Annotated in this window: 12 protein-coding genes; all 12 read right to left on the reverse strand. The window is 41.2% G+C overall.

The annotated features are described in order from the left end of the window. Window positions 1-4: 4 nt before the first annotated feature. The 12 genes from BLW68_RS12990 to BLW68_RS13045 all read right to left on the reverse strand — a co-directional run bounded on the left by BLW68_RS12990 (window position 5) and on the right by BLW68_RS13045 (window position 14,987). Window positions 5-1,237, reverse strand: a complete 1,233-nt coding sequence (locus tag BLW68_RS12990; RefSeq protein ID WP_143039965.1) for a hypothetical protein — start codon at window positions 1,235-1,237, stop codon at window positions 5-7. Further along, on the reverse strand, window positions 1,234-3,141 hold the full coding sequence (gene asnB, locus BLW68_RS12995; protein ID WP_092793970.1) for an asparagine synthase (glutamine-hydrolyzing): 1,908 nt from the start codon (window positions 3,139-3,141) through the stop codon (window positions 1,234-1,236). Before asnB ends, BLW68_RS12990 begins: the two co-directional genes overlap by 4 nt. Before the next feature lie 15 nt (window positions 3,142-3,156). Continuing rightward, window positions 3,157-4,080 carry a glycosyltransferase family 2 protein gene (locus tag BLW68_RS13000; protein WP_143039966.1) on the reverse strand — a complete coding sequence of 308 codons (924 nt, stop codon included), beginning with the start codon at window positions 4,078-4,080 and terminating at the stop codon, window positions 3,157-3,159. Window positions 4,081-4,085: 5 nt separating this feature from the next. After that, window positions 4,086-5,594: a lipopolysaccharide biosynthesis protein gene (locus BLW68_RS13005; RefSeq protein ID WP_092793975.1), complete on the reverse strand. Its 1,509-nt coding sequence runs from the start codon at window positions 5,592-5,594 to the stop codon at window positions 4,086-4,088. 198 nt (window positions 5,595-5,792) lie between these two features. Beyond that, the gene (locus BLW68_RS13010; protein WP_092793977.1) at window positions 5,793-6,224 is read right to left on the reverse strand and encodes a GNAT family N-acetyltransferase; all 432 of its coding nucleotides are present in this window, start codon (window positions 6,222-6,224) and stop codon (window positions 5,793-5,795) included. 11 nt (window positions 6,225-6,235) lie between these two features. Further along, window positions 6,236-6,931: a WbqC family protein gene (locus tag BLW68_RS13015; RefSeq protein ID WP_177172237.1), complete on the reverse strand. Its 696-nt coding sequence runs from the start codon at window positions 6,929-6,931 to the stop codon at window positions 6,236-6,238. Continuing rightward, on the reverse strand, window positions 6,928-8,010 hold the full coding sequence (locus BLW68_RS13020; protein ID WP_092793981.1) for a DegT/DnrJ/EryC1/StrS family aminotransferase: 1,083 nt from the start codon (window positions 8,008-8,010) through the stop codon (window positions 6,928-6,930). Before BLW68_RS13020 ends, BLW68_RS13015 begins: the two co-directional genes overlap by 4 nt. Further along, entirely contained in the window at window positions 8,007-8,876 is an 870-nt protein-coding gene (gene rfbA / locus BLW68_RS13025) for a glucose-1-phosphate thymidylyltransferase RfbA (protein WP_092793983.1), read from the reverse strand. The genes BLW68_RS13020 and rfbA overlap by 4 nt, the downstream gene beginning before the upstream one ends. Before the next feature lie 3 nt (window positions 8,877-8,879). Next, on the reverse strand, window positions 8,880-9,953 hold the full coding sequence (gene rfbB, locus BLW68_RS13030; RefSeq protein ID WP_092793985.1) for a dTDP-glucose 4,6-dehydratase: 1,074 nt from the start codon (window positions 9,951-9,953) through the stop codon (window positions 8,880-8,882). Next, window positions 9,950-11,206 carry a UDP-N-acetyl-D-mannosamine dehydrogenase gene (gene wecC / locus BLW68_RS13035; protein WP_092793988.1) on the reverse strand — a complete coding sequence of 419 codons (1,257 nt, stop codon included), beginning with the start codon at window positions 11,204-11,206 and terminating at the stop codon, window positions 9,950-9,952. The genes rfbB and wecC overlap by 4 nt, the downstream gene beginning before the upstream one ends. Window positions 11,207-11,244: 38 nt before the next feature. Then, on the reverse strand, window positions 11,245-12,159 hold the full coding sequence (locus BLW68_RS13040) for a Wzz/FepE/Etk N-terminal domain-containing protein (protein ID WP_092793991.1): 915 nt from the start codon (window positions 12,157-12,159) through the stop codon (window positions 11,245-11,247). Between the two features lie 95 nt (window positions 12,160-12,254). Then, the gene (locus tag BLW68_RS13045; protein WP_245728339.1) at window positions 12,255-14,987 is read right to left on the reverse strand and encodes an SLBB domain-containing protein; all 2,733 of its coding nucleotides are present in this window, start codon (window positions 14,985-14,987) and stop codon (window positions 12,255-12,257) included. Between the last annotated feature and the right edge of the window lie 92 nt (window positions 14,988-15,079).

The raw sequence follows: 15,079 nt of genomic DNA on the forward strand, positions 1-15,079 counted from the left end.
CCTCTTAATATCCATTGGCCTTGTCTTCCTTTCTTGACAGGTGCAGCATGACAAGAAGAACAAAGGGGTATGTAACCTTGCTAATAAATGGTTCTTTATATTCAACAATGAAAAGCGGGAAAAAGAATAACAAACATAGTATTAAATTACGTTTTGATCTCAGCTTGGCAATGTTAGTAACAAGATATGAGAAAAATGAAATATAGAAAAGCACTGCAAAAACCAAGCCGAAACCATAGTAGGTTTGTATGTAGCCTATATCACTGCCAGATGCGTTATAACCATACTGATCTGAAGCAAGACCAGTGCCCACAAATGTAGAAGCATCGATAACAGGAATAGGCATTTCTTTCAAAGCACTTAAAGACGCGTCATCGCCTTCAATAAAAAGGGAGAATGAACGCTGCAAAGGATAAGCTATCGACTCAAAATCTATATCAACATACAAAAAAATACTAAAAGAAAAAAACAGTAGCGTAATAAAAACAAATACGGTACTTTTAATATCTCTGGCTCCGATAAGAACAAATGTCATAATGCTATACGCTGACAAGAAAAGACCTATTTTACCAACAAACAAACATGAGAATGTAATGAATAATGCAGAAAATAAAAATAATAGCTTAGCCCGAAGTGAAGTAGCCATCCAGTAAAGAGCCATACTGCTAAAAGTTCCTATAGACAGTGCAAGTGCCAATGTAGCTCCAGAGCCGGTTGAAAAGCCGGGTACTCTGAAAGGATCTTCGAAGGGAATATTTCCGCTATTAAACATTACTCCCGATAACCACTGCCGATACTCCGGGCTAAAGAACGAAAAATACACCAATATTGCTTGAATGACTGCGCAAGCTGCAATAACACGTAAAAAATGCTTGACATCTCTGAAGAAAAATGATGCCCCTACAGCAAGATATACCGTAAAAACAAGAAAGACGATGATCTTGCTTAACATGCCTAAATCTGTAGGCAGCAGAAAAGACTGAATGCCGACGTAGATCAAAATAAAAATTTGAGCAAGATAGAAAAATACGTTCTCTTTCACATCCTTGGAAAAAAAATAAGCTATTTTTATCCCAGCGAAAATAGTACAAATAATAAAAACCAGTCTTATTGCGGGCATCCATTCCAGACCGATGAATTTCAAGTTAAAAACAAAAGAAAATGTAAGTACTAAAAGTAGAGCTTTAAATAAAATACCTTCCTTTGATATTCTAACTGTCAGCGTTGGCACTTTCATTGCTTTTCATACCAAGCATTAAACATGATTACAGACCATAGCAAAGTGCTCCAGTCTGCTATGTGTAATTTATGCTGTTGCCAAATACCTGAAACAAACTTAACATCGAAAATACCATCATCCTCAAGGCGATTTTCAGATAAAAGTTGTTCTGACCAGTCCAAAAGAGGCCCTCTAAGCCAGTCGGCTAAAGGTATTGCGAAGCCCATCTTTGGTCTGTCGATAAGATTTTTGGGTACTTTTCTATACAACAACTCGCGAAGTAAATACTTACCCTTGCCGTCGTACCTGTGAATATCTACCGGAACCCGCCAGGCAAACTCAGCAATACGATGATCTAACAACGGGATACGCCCCTCTAAAGACGATGACATAAATGCTCTGTCTACTTTAACCAAAATGTCATCTGGCAAATACTGGAGCGTATCTGAAATCATCATATGTTCATAAAAAGCATCGCCGGCCAGCTGGCTTTTATCGTACACAGTTGCTACACCATCAGCACCTTTTATAACCTGCTCACAATTTTCCAAAGACGAAACAGACCGTTTATAAAAATCCTTAAACTCAGAACAGCCCAGATAATCTAAAGTTCGAATCAAGCCTCTCGGGGTGTTAGACAAGACTCTGTCGTAGGCTATGTTATAGCGAGGTGGGATTAGCGTAGATGCACTTCCAATAAGTGAGCGAAAAGTGCGAGGTACTTTACTAATTGATTTCCAACGCTTTACCGTTCTTTCATAACGTCCATAACCACAAAATAATTCATCCCCGCCATCTCCCGATAGTGCAACAGACACTTTCTTCTTGGCTAGAGCGCCCACGATAACTGTTGGGATCTGTGAAGAGTCCGCAAAAGGCTCATCATATATATCGGGTAGCGTGGGTACTACATCTAGTAGATTGCTTTCATTAATGTAATACTCCGTATGATTTGTTCCTAAATAATCAGCTATATTCTTAGCAAATTTAGCTTCATTAAACTTCTCATCGTCAAATCCTATTGTAAACGTGTTAACAGGAACGGATGACTGTGATTGCATATATGCTGTTACGATTGATGAGTCGACACCACCAGAGAGAAAAGCACCAAGAGGAACATCAGCTTTAGACTGCAACTCAACGCTGTCATTAATAAGAGCATCCAGTTTAAACAAAGCGGCGTCTGGTTTACTTATTTTATCTTCAGATTGTGTAGATAAAATGGATGCTTCCAAAGACCAATAAGCTTTTGGCTGAGAAAATACCAGTCTGTCACGGTTAAAAGCTATCTCCAAATAACAGCCGGGCATCAGTTTATAAGTATTAACATAAATACTATGGGGCGCAGGAATATAGCCATGCCGTAAATACAAACCGAGCGCATTCCGGTCTATTTCCTTATCAACATCGGGGTGAACCGCCAGAGCACCTAACTGAGATCCAAAAACAATACCGTCTTCTGATTTAGAGTAATACAGCGGTTTCTCACCAATTCGATCGCGCGCAAGGAACAGTTTCTTTTCCTGTTTATCCCATAAAGCAAAGGCAAACATCCCGACAAACTGCTTAAGTGAATTTTCAACGCCCCAAACTTCAATAGCAGCGAGTAGAACTTCAGTATCAGAATCGCTGTAAAAAACTTTTCCCAGCCTTACAAGCTGCATTCTCAAATGCTGAAAGTTATATATTTCACCATTAAACACCACCACAAAACGGCCAGAAGCTGAATGCATAGGTTGATGTCCCAGTGGAGATAGATCATGGATAGATAGCCGTTGATGCCCAAAAGCAATCCTGCCATCCAGCCAGATCCCTGAATCATCGGGTCCTCTATGGCTGATTTTACCTAGCATACTTTGTAAAACTAAATCCGGCTTGAGCTGAGATGACTTAGCTGCGATAAATCCTGAGAAACCACACATAATTCGCTATTAACCTTAAAATTTTCTATTTTTTATTTGTCGTGCAATTTTAATACACCACATCAAAACCGGCATAGAGCGAGTCCAATATAATACTTTATGTAGCAAGCTAGCATACTGAAATTCATCTGCATTGAGCTTAATGCGCTTTTTATAACCTTCAACATCACCACTGAAATACCTAGAAAAAGCAAAAGTCAGGTGTCGTTTAATTTGAGCCGTTCGAACAAGTGCTGCAGAGATGCCATTTTCCAGAGCGAGGTCGTATGCGGCATCGTAAAACTTTTCTATTCGATCACGATAAATCGGATTAGAAGAAACTCCGCCTGCGTGTACTCTATAACCAGCCAACACGGATTTGTTAAGATGGACTGGTCCCTTAAAAGCAGTGTGTAAATGGACATAAAAGTCAACCGCTTCAAAACCCAAAGGATAATCATGTCTACAAGAGCGCCTATACATAACGCTACTGTGGATAAAATAGGTACCCAATTTCAGTAAATCCGTCACAGATGCTATCTCAGGCAAAGCTGGAGAGTCTCCAATAATATCACCGCTACCAATAACTGCAGCTGCGTGTACGGACATAGAATATTCTGGATTACGGTCAAGAAAGTCAGCCTGAGTCTGCAACTTATCTGGTAAGAAAGTATCGTCACCATCGCAATGACAAACATACTCTCCCAATGCCAGTCTATGAGACTCAAAGTAATTAGCCCCAGCACCAACATTTTTTGACCGAAGTACAGGCTTTATAAACCCATACTTTTCAGAGAACAACTTTATGATCTCTGGTGTATTATCAGTTGAACAATCATCACTCACAATGACTTCATAATTAAAACTTGTTTTTTGATCAGCTATACTTTGCAAACATTCAGCAATGTAATTTTCCTGATTATAAGTAACAACGCATACTGAAACTTTAGGCTGCTGCATAGGAATCAACCGAACCTCTGATTAAAAATTGATACAAAGTAATTCCTTACTAAAGAAGAGAAAATAGTACTAATAATTATTATCAAAGAACCGCATAAAACTAAAATAGCAAAACTAGTAATACGACTTTGCAGCTGTAGATCAAACAAATTCAATAAATACCCTGTAACCGCAGCAGGTATAAAAATAACCAAAACATCATTTAGCAACCATTTAACGTGTAATCCAGGTTCAATTTTGCTGTGAACATACGCTACCCAAAAAAATAAAAACATGAAATTTATCGCACACCAGACATAACCAGCACCTATAGCACCATAATTACTGGAAGCAAATATCAGCGAAGGAATTAGAGCGCCAGCCATTACAAGATTTCCGTTCAAGTGATAACGGAGATTGCCTTTAGCATACTGAAGATAGTAAGGAAATGATGTTATAGCTAAAAGACCATTCCCTATTACGTATAGCCTTAATATGGGTGTAACATGCTGAACAATTTGCTCATCGCCAGTCCAGGCATATAATAAATGATCGGCAAAAAAAGCTAGTGTGATAGCAGCTGAGCAAGCAATTATGGCTACAAGCTGGGTCGAATTCCTATATATTTCTAACATTTCGCTGTGTTTATTAAGCGCAAATAAATTAGTCATACGTGGCAACACAGCATTGCTTACGGGTCCACTAATAATCATTATGCCACTGGCAACTAGCACGGCCAGAGAAAAATAACCGTACTCAGATAACGACAGTATGCCCGAAAGAACCATCTTATCTGTTTGCGTAATCAACAACCAGATTGATGCAGTAAAAGCAATAGTTAACGCAAATTTCAGGACGGATTTAACAGGCTTAAGCGACCAACCAATAGTCTCTATGTCTTTATCTATGTGAGGCAGTAAACTGCGAGAAGTACTCCATAAAATAACAGCTTCTAAAATTGTTATAATCAACTGATATGTAAAAAAAATATTAGGAGTAAAACCCCAAATATTCATAACAGCTATTACACCAACTGAACGAAAAGTTGCCAATACTACATTGAAATAACTCAACCAAACTAATCGTTCACAACCTTGAATAATTCCACGAAAAACTCCCGACAACCATCTGAGTGCAACTGTTATCGCCATAACTTTTAAAGCAAAAACAACAACATCAGGAGCTAAAGATTCAATATTTAGCCAGCTTGTTGCAATCGTATCAGCGAGAAAATAAAGTGCCGAGCCACCTACAACAGCTAATGTCCAAAATACTATACTGAGTGCTCGAACCACTTGACGAAAATAAAGCGCAGTAAGATTTCCACCTTTAAAGCGAGCTGTTTCTCTAACAACAGTTGGCGTTAGTCCTAAGTCCATTAAGGTTAACCAAGATTGCATCAAAACAAAAAAACCTATCAAGCCATAAACTTCAGCGCCCATATGCATTATATAAAACGGAACGACAATAATACCAATAGTCGTCACATATATTTGACTTAAATAATTTGCAATAATATTATTTCTGAGAGACAAATAGAACCTGCTTGTTAATTTCAGATTTCAATATTGATATCCGTTTAATGTTGAAACTATGTCAGTTTAGCTCTTCTACACCTAATAAAGATCCTGCTTAAAGCTGTATTATATAAAATTGCTGAATTTTTCAAAAAATTTGCCAGACCGTTTGAACAATTCTGATGACTTACCTTTCTGAAATATATAGCTATTTATTTACATATTTGAACTTCTAAAATCATTTAGACTAAGTTCCATAAAGATACTATTATCTATAAATTTTTCACATACAAATCCTTTATTTTCATATAATTTTTTTGCGGCAGTATTATCTGAAGAGACCTCTAGCCTTATAATTTTCAATCTGCACCTTTGGGCATAGTTTATTGAGCTGTCTAGCAAGTTACTTGCAAAACCTCTACGCTGAAATTTTGGCAGTACTCCAATATAAGATACATATGCAAGAATTTTATCTGGATCATTAATGTAGCAAGCACTAACTGCTGCCAACTCTCCTTTCTCGTATATAGAAAATATTGTCGCATTGCCTAGCAACTTATTTACATAACCGTCTAAATCTCGAATACGTTCCACTAAATAGCCACTATTTTGCATGACATGAAAGAAAGAAGTTAAATCGTTTCGCATAGATAGAATACCTAACTTTCTAGTGTATATGATTCAAACATATCAATGACATCACACTTACTACAGTTCATTAACAAGTCTATAATCGACAGATTAGGAGTAAAATCAACTGAACCAGATTGGAGATATTTTTTTTCATTCATTTTTATAAAATTCAGCGTAATATCATGATACAAAAAATCATTTCCAGAGTACAAGTTTCTTCCCCCGGGAGAGTTTATGTACTCATCACATTGAAATAGCTTACACATCTGAACAAGTTTGCCAGCAGGGCTTAGCGTCCTGTCATAGCTAAGCTGGCTGGAAAAGTGAAACTGTTTATTAATACCAAGATATTCAAACACTGTAGCAATACTGTTCCTGCAAAGGTCAGCTACATTACGACTAGGCTGCGTAAGAACCTTCTCCACAATTGGATAAACATCTGCAAAAAAAGGTGATTTGGAATAGGCCTGCTGAATGCTCGACAGCACCTTTCTTACATCTGGTGAAAAATCCAGATCCTTAATAAGTACATTTGAAGAAGCTCCGGGAACCGGAATAGTGAAACGTTGTGCCTTATTCTGGCTAAGAATAGCGTTTCTGTTAATGTAACCACCTTTTATGTAGGTAACGTCATCATAAAACACAAATACATCTGCACAAAAAGCCAGCTGATAATATCCGAGATACGGAAACAAGTATGGCTGCATCACCGCTAGCTTCACTTGACTCCCTCCCCAATAACCTTAGTAATGAGCTCAACATCTGCGATAGTTAAATCATAGTATAGAGGCAGACATAACGTTCTTCTGGACAAATCTTCAGAAACCCGGCAGCGGCTTGTACCAGTTCGATATAAACTTACTTCATTAATAGAAGGATTAAAGTATCGCCGGGCAATGATATGGTTTTGCTTCAGAAAATCCAACATTCTGGTGCAAATTTCCGATGTCTGAAAAGTTACGGGCATATAAGCTCCGTTAAAAGATGCCGCACTGCACCAGGTTGGCATTTGAACGAGTCCCTTTAGCAGGTGCTGATACTGCTCAAATAAGGCTACTCGGTGCGACAAAATCTGTTCAATATCGTCCAGTACAGCTAAACCCATAGCCGCATGAACTTCACTCATTTTGGTGTTGATACCTGCTTCAACGATGTTACCTGTCGAGGTATCAATACCAAAGTTGGTCATTAATACTGCCCGTTCGTAGTCGTCACTGTTTTTGAAAATAACAGCACCGCCCTCGACACTGTGAAACACCTTAGTAGCATGAAAACTTAAGGTTGAAGCATCGCCATAATTTAGTACGCTGCTGTCACCCAGTTTTATGCCAAAAGCATGCGCCGCATCATAAATTACCTTAACATTGTGCTGCTTACCCAACAGTTCAAATGCCTGCACATCGCAAGGGTTGCCATATACATGCACCGGCACTATAGCGCTGGTGTGTTCGTCTATAGCGTTTTTAGCCTGTTTGGAGCACAGGTTATAGCTTTTCGGGTCTGCGTCAGCAAATTTGGGCGTTATGCCTTCCCAAGCCAGGCTACTGCTGGTGGCAATAAAAGTAAAGGGCGTTGTAACAGCGTTGCCTTTAAGGCTAAAAACCTTATAGGCGAGTTGCATGGCAAGCGTACCATTAGCTACCGGTAGCAGGTTTTTAACGCCAAGATAGTCTTCTAAGCGGATCTTTAGCTCTTGTACCAGGGGACCGTTGTTGGTTAGCCAGGCTTTGTTGTAAACACGTTCAAGGTACTTAGTATATTTTTCAAATGCTGGGAGATAAGGCTTATTTACCGGGATCATTTTGTTTTTACCAATTCAGCTAAATACTGGCCATAACTGTTTTTCGCCATAGCATCGGCAATACGGCTGATATCCACTACTGATAACCAACCATTAATAAAGGCAATTTCTTCGAGCACTGCGACTTTAAAACCCTGCCGGTGCTCAATCGTTTGCACAAAAGAGGACGCTTCAAGCAAGCTATCGTAAGTGCCGGTATCCAACCAGGCAAAGCCGCGGCCAAGCATTTCGACATTCAGCTCGCCCCGGTTAAGGTATTCACGGTTTACACAAGTGATCTCTAACTCGCCACGTGCTGAAGGCTCAATACTTTTGGCGATATCGATAACATTATTGTCATAAAAATACAGCCCGGTTACTGCATAGTTTGACTTTGGTTTGGCCGGTTTTTCTTCTATGGATATTGCTTTACGGTTGGCATCAAACTCCACTACGCCAAAACGCTCCGGGTCGCGTACCTGATAACCAAAGACCGTCGCACCAGTCTTTCTGACTGCTGCTTGTTTTAACTTAGGGCTAAAACTCTGTCCATAGAAAATATTGTCACCCAACACCAAGCAGACATTATCGTTGCCGATAAATTTTTCCCCAATAATAAACGCTTGGGCCAGACCATCAGGGCTAGCTTGTGCTGCATAACTGAGATGAATACCAAAGTCACTGCCATCGCCTAACAGGCGCTGAAACGCAGCTTGATCATCTGGCGTGGTAATAATAAGAATGTCACGAATACCGGCCAGCATCAGCACAGATAACGGGTAGTAAATCATCGGCTTATCATATACCGGCAATAACTGTTTAGACACACCGCGGGTAATGGGGTAAAGCCGGGTACCGGAGCCTCCGGCTAATATTATACCTTTCATACTTTAAGCTCCCTGCCCTAAGCGTTCTAACTGATAACTGCCGTCAAGCACAGCTTGCCACCAGTCTTTATTGTTTAAATACCACTCAACTGTCTTGCGTAAGCCACTTTCAAACGTTTCTTCCGGCTTCCAGCCCAGTTCACGCTCAATTTTACTGGCGTCGATGGCGTAGCGTAAGTCATGTCCCGGACGATCCGTCACGTGAGTGATGAGTGATGAGTGTTTAGTGTTGAGTGGGTAGCCACGCTGATGCATTGGCGCCAACTCGTCCATTAGCTCGCAGATGGCGTGTACCACTTCGATGTTTTGTTTTTCGTTATGGCCACCGATATTGTAGGTTTCGCCTACTTTGCCTTCGGTTACTACCTTGTACAGCGCTCTTGCATGATCTTCTACGTACAGCCAGTCGCGTACCTGATTACCCTTGCCATAAACAGGCAATGGCTTACCGGCCAGCGCGTTGAGAATCATCAGCGGCATTAACTTTTCCGGGAAATGGTAAGGGCCATAGTTATTTGAGCAATTGGTAACGATAACCGGCAAACCGTAAGTACGATGCCAAGCCCGAACTAAATGATCTGAGCTGGCTTTACTGGCCGAATAGGGGCTGCTGGGCGCATAAGGTGTGGTTTCAGTAAATAAGTCATCTGTGCCATGTAAATCACCATAGACTTCGTCAGTGGAAATATGGTGAAAACGAAATGCCTGTTTACGCGCTTCCGGTAACGCCTTCCAATAATTACGTGCAGCCTCTAACAGTGCGTAAGTACCAACAATATTGGTTTGCATAAAGGCTGCCGGGCCATCAATAGAGCGATCGACATGGCTCTCAGCCGCTAAATGCATTACCGCATCGGGCTGATGTTTTTCAAACAAGGCAGCCATCGCCGTAGTGTCACAGATATCTGCCTGTTCAAAGCTGTAACGACTGTTAGCTGCGACCTCTACAACCGAATTAAGATTGCCAGCGTAGGTTAATATATCAACATTTACCAAGCTATCGTCAGTATCTTTGATGATATGCCGAACGACTGCAGAGCCAATAAAACCGGCACCACCGGTTACCAGAATTTTCATAGCCAAATGCCCTTAGTATCAACAACTATGCCTTGCGCCGGCTTTTCTGACCGAAACAATTTATGATCAACCAATAAAATGTGAACGTCTGCTTCGGTAAAGGCTTGTTGTGCATTCAACAGAGTTTGTCCGGTTAACTTGGCTGGTACGCTGTCAATATTTGGCTCTACCAACAGCACAGGGCCGGTATGCAATGCGATAAGCTGCTGTGCAATCGACATAGCAGGGCTTTCGCGTAAATCGTCAATATCAGGCTTAAACGCAAGACCATAACACGCAATAGTAACATCTTTGGCTGTTTTATTCGGGTTAGCTTGTAGAAAATCGGCAAGTGCCAGTTTTACTTTGTCAATAACCCATTCCGGCTTGCTGTTATTTACCTCACGAGCGGTGCGAATTAGCTGGGCTCGCTCTGGCGTTTTACTAACAATAAACCAAGGGTCTACTGCAATACAGTGGCCGCCTACGCCTGGGCCTGGCTGCAGGATGTTTACCCGCGGATGGCGATTAGCCAACTTAATTAGCTCCCAAACATTAATATCAAGCTCGTCACTGATCATCGAGAGTTCATTGGCAAAAGCGATATTGATATCGCGAAAACTGTTTTCGGTAAGCTTTGCCATTTCTGCGGTGCGGGCATTGGTAATCACACACTCACCTTGTACGAAAGTCTTGTATAAATTAACAGCATGGTTAGAACACTTAGCTGTCATTCCACCGATAACTCGATCGTTCTCGATCAGCTCACGCATTACATGACCAGGCAGCACACGCTCAGGACAATGAGCTATGCGAATATCAGATTCTTCACCATGAGTTTGTGGGAAGGTCAAGTCTGGGCGGGCTTCTGCCAACCACACAGCCATTTGTTCTGTTGCGCCAACAGGTGAAGTAGATTCGAGAATAACTAGGTTCCCTTTAGCCAGCACTGGCGCTATAGCATTGCTAGCAGCTTCGATATAGCTTAAGTCTGGCTCGTGGTTATCACCTTTAAAAGGTGTAGGTACTGCGACGATGAAAACATCGGCAGCTTCAGGTATTATTGTTGCTTTTAAATACCCCTGAGTTACGGCAGCATGCACTACGATATCCAGATCCGGCTCGACAATATGAACTTTGCCTTCATTAATGGTATCAACCGCTTTTTGGTTGACATCTACGCCTATCACTTGAATTTTGCGCGATGCAAAAACCGCTGCTGTAGGTAACCCTATGTAACCAAGCCCAATAACTGCAACCCGTCTGAAAATCATAAAAACCCTAAATGTGAATGAACTTTCTTAGCTAAATTTTATTTAAAATAATGGCGAACTAACACCAACAACATACTTAAAAAACCGCCCAACATCACAGCCATAATACAAATTAGCGCCCTTGACGGTTTTGATTTTTTTTCAGCAACAATTGCGCGATCAACTGTTTTGAAAACATATTCGTCACGTACATTGGCGAGCATGATAGTTTTAGTCTGCTCTTCAATTAAAGAAAATAACATTGTTTGAATATCAGCTATATTCGTCTGGGCTATTTGTTGGTTTAAGTAGTTAATACTTTTTTGCGCCTCCACAAGTTCGCGTGTTCTCATTTCCTCGTTTATGTCTTTTACTAACAAAGAAACCCATTCCTGAGCGAGGAATGGCGAATAATGCTCTACGGAAAGCCTTATCATGCCGCTACTTTTATCTTGGGATATACTAAAAAATTTCATGAATCTATCATAACTTTCTAATAAAGAAGGTTTAGATTGCAGTGGTGCAGAAACCTTTCTTATCCATTGCATATTTACAGGATCATACAGATCAGTATTTATAATCAAGGAGTTACTATCTCTTTCCCAGCCTGTAGCTGCCATAATCGGAACTAGCAAATTATGGTTCTCAACAAAGCGCCCAATAAACTCTCTGGATCTAATTACTTCCAAAGCAAGACTAGTTTTATCACTGCCCCCTCCCAGGTTAACACCTGCAAGTGCCGCAAGCCCACCCAACTGACCGGGAACCTTTAAAGAAGAACTATCCCCCGCAGGAGCAAGCAGAGCTTCACTTTTGTAAATATTAGGCAACCGCAGTGAATAAAATACTGACGCCACTGCACAAACAATAGTGAACGCGATAATTATCCACTTACCCTGCCAGATAACAGCGAATAGTTCCCGTAAATCTATTTCGTCACTTGCATGCTGGCGTTTTAGTTGTTGTTCTATCATCTGTATCCTTCATAAGTGACTAACTTGCCCTGCCACCATTAATAATTTCTGTATCGGTGCGCCAGCCAGTTGTTACGCGCACCACTGCTTTTAAATTAGAACGAATTAAGCGCTGCTAGAGCTACTGCACTCTGATAGAAAATCTGTGTTACCTGCGCCCACAGGCTGAGGTTATCTTTATACTCAGTATCCAGCGGCACTATAATAGTGTCACCAGGTTTGAGCTCTCCTCTAGATACGGCAAACCAACTGTTTGTTGGCACCATAACAGACCCATCTGCACGAATAACATAAGTTCGCTCAGCATCTGCACGTTTACGCAAACCACCTGCCAATTGCAAATACTGTTGCACTGTTCGAGCGGCATCATAACGATGCGTACCAACGTGCTGAACTTCACCCACAATAGTTATAGAGCGATTAACACGCGGTACTATAAGTTTGTCACCATCTTCAACACTAATGTCAAATGCAGGATTTGCTGCTATTGCCTGCTCCAAATCTATAACCAGACGCCCTATCGGTCTGATTCTTTCAATTTCTCTTAACATTAACATAGCATCGGCCGGAGCAATTTGATTCCCTTGAGCTGCTAATGCTCTGGTGGCAACATCTGACTTTAGCTGTTCAACAAGTTTTGCGTATTGTACTGTCTCTTTTTCCTTAATCTGTTCACGAGTAAACACTGCGCCAAATAAAAAGGAGTTCTCAGTAACACCACCGGCACGGGCAATTACCTGCGATAATGTTTCGCCTTGTTGAACTGTGTACGTACCAGGGAACCGTACCTCACCTTCCAACGTGATTTCCCGTTGTGATGTCCAATTAGGTACACTAAAAATATTCAGACGGTCACGGCTTTGCAATGCAATATTATCACTATCATTTTCTGAGAACAGTTGCTGTAAGTTAAGACGTTTATGGCTAACTTCGACACCATTACGATTGTCAGCGTGTTTAATTACCCGGCTCAACTCTGCCTGATTAATATATGCAGCATCAGTTAACCCCCCGGCGGCTGCAATAAGATCACTTACACGGGATCCTGTGCTTAGCGGATATTCACCCGGAACTCTAACCGCACCGGTAACAGAAACAGTTGCGAGACTATTATCATTACGGGATTGCAAACGTAGCTGTTGTAATATGGGGTAGAGAATTTCTTTGCGACTAAGATGTTTACTCAACAATAGTACTTTCGGGTTGGTAAACAAATTGCTAAAAATATGGCTTAACTCTGCAGTTAGCAATCGATGTTGCTCTTCAACTGATAAATGTTCAGTTGGAATCTCGATAGCATCACTACTAGGAGGTAATGGAACTTCATTTTCTGCTAACAATTCAAAAGCACTTTTTGTTAAATCAGCCATTAACCAGCGTTGATCGCTGTTTGACTTTAGCTTTTCTGTAATATTATCGCGTAACTTTGTATCTAATTTTGTCCGTTCAAATGCTTCGTTTGCATAATGAAACAAGAGAATGCGATCGCGTGGTTGTAATTGCAGGTCATTTGTTCCACTTGGGTTTGCAATAGCTTTAGCTGGGCTGAACTGTAAAAACTCAGTGATAGTACCTGGCGTACCTTCACGTACAATTAATGCATAATCCAGATCGGCGGTAGGTAACAAATCTGACCAGTGATTACGGATCAGATCGGTTACTTTCATACCACTACGCCAGGCATAAAAACCCGGCCTTGCTGCGGCTCCTGCAATAACGATCTGGTTTTCTGCTTGCAGCGATGCAGCATCTACACGTAAGACATCACCACTATTTATGCGCATCTGGCGAGTATTAGTATCTGTGAGATCAAGGTTCTGCAGAGTACGAACATTATTGTCAAATCGCTCCAATACGGCAGCTCTTGGGTAAGCACCGGCTTTTGTTCCACCGGCCATTGACAGTAAATCGCCCAATGATTCTTTTGACTTTACTTCATAAATAGCGGGTCGCTTTACCTCTCCGCGCACTTCTGCAAGGGTAGTTACCGGCGCAACAAAAACGACATCGCCATGTTGTAAATGTACGTCATTTTTATTATCGCCCCTGAGTAATAGGTCATACAGATCAAACTGTGCCACCGTTGCACCTGCACGTCTTACTGTAATTTCACGTAGACTACCGATATCAGACACACCACCTGCCGTAAATAAAGCCTGAGTAACGGTTGTAAGAGCAGAAACTGCATAGGCACCAGGATACTTTGCCTCACCGGCAACAAATACGTTGATAGTTCTAAGTTCGCCCATGCTTATGGCTGCATTTACGCCTATGCTAGCCTGCTGAACGCGTTCAACTATCAAATTAGCCGCGGTAGAAAAATTTAGTCCGCCAACCGTAACAGGCCCAACATCAGGCACAAAAACCTTGCCGTCACGACTAACCGTAAGTCTGACTTCATTATTTTGTTTGCCAAACAACTGCAACAGTAACTGGTCATCAGCCCCCAAAATGTAATTATCAGGTACTGGCATAGCAGATACTGGTGCAAAAGTACTTATTTCAGCATCAAACATCCTTAAGCCAAAACGCTCTGCTTCGTCGCTTTTGGGCTGCTGTCGCGCGCCAGCAAGCTGTTGCTCATCACGTCTGGTTTGGGTTAACTCTGTTACAGAGTTACTCCGGTTGTTCGCTGTCGAACTTGTGTTTTGTCCTTGTCGCAGCAAAGAAACATCGAAACCATATTGTTTAGCCAGTCTTTCCTGTTCGGCACTGGGTAATTTTTTGAACTGCTCGATCATCGCAGGCGATGGCGTTACTGCATAAGCTTGCAGTGTTACCAGGCTTAGTAAACTGGCTATTAAGACTAGCTGAACAAATTTAAGCACCCGAAAACTCCAGTGTTGTTGGTCTTGATTTTATATTTTTAACAGCCTTAAACACTAAACGACACCAGCTAGTAATTTTCTGATATCTGTGA

This window comes from Rheinheimera pacifica (genome assembly GCF_900108485.1).
GTDB lineage: Bacteria > Pseudomonadota > Gammaproteobacteria > Enterobacterales > Alteromonadaceae > Alishewanella > Alishewanella pacifica.

What these genes read in the sequence shown, in the direction of transcription:
- BLW68_RS12990 (WP_143039965.1), bottom strand. Translation starts at nt 1,237, where the DNA reads ATGAAAGTGCCAACGCTGACAGTTAGAATATCAAAGGAAGGTATTTTA.
- BLW68_RS13040 (WP_092793991.1), bottom strand. Translation starts at nt 12,159, where the DNA reads ATGATAGAACAACAACTAAAACGCCAGCATGCAAGTGACGAAATAGAT.
- rfbA (WP_092793983.1), bottom strand. Translation starts at nt 8,876, where the DNA reads ATGAAAGGTATAATATTAGCCGGAGGCTCCGGTACCCGGCTTTACCCC.
- wecC (WP_092793988.1), bottom strand. Translation starts at nt 11,206, where the DNA reads ATGATTTTCAGACGGGTTGCAGTTATTGGGCTTGGTTACATAGGGTTA.
- BLW68_RS13010 (WP_092793977.1), bottom strand. Translation starts at nt 6,224, where the DNA reads ATGCGAAACGATTTAACTTCTTTCTTTCATGTCATGCAAAATAGTGGC.
- BLW68_RS13000 (WP_143039966.1), bottom strand. Translation starts at nt 4,080, where the DNA reads ATGCAGCAGCCTAAAGTTTCAGTATGCGTTGTTACTTATAATCAGGAA.
- rfbB (WP_092793985.1), bottom strand. Translation starts at nt 9,953, where the DNA reads ATGAAAATTCTGGTAACCGGTGGTGCCGGTTTTATTGGCTCTGCAGTC.
- asnB (WP_092793970.1), bottom strand. Translation starts at nt 3,141, where the DNA reads ATGTGTGGTTTCTCAGGATTTATCGCAGCTAAGTCATCTCAGCTCAAG.
- BLW68_RS13020 (WP_092793981.1), bottom strand. Translation starts at nt 8,010, where the DNA reads ATGATCCCGGTAAATAAGCCTTATCTCCCAGCATTTGAAAAATATACT.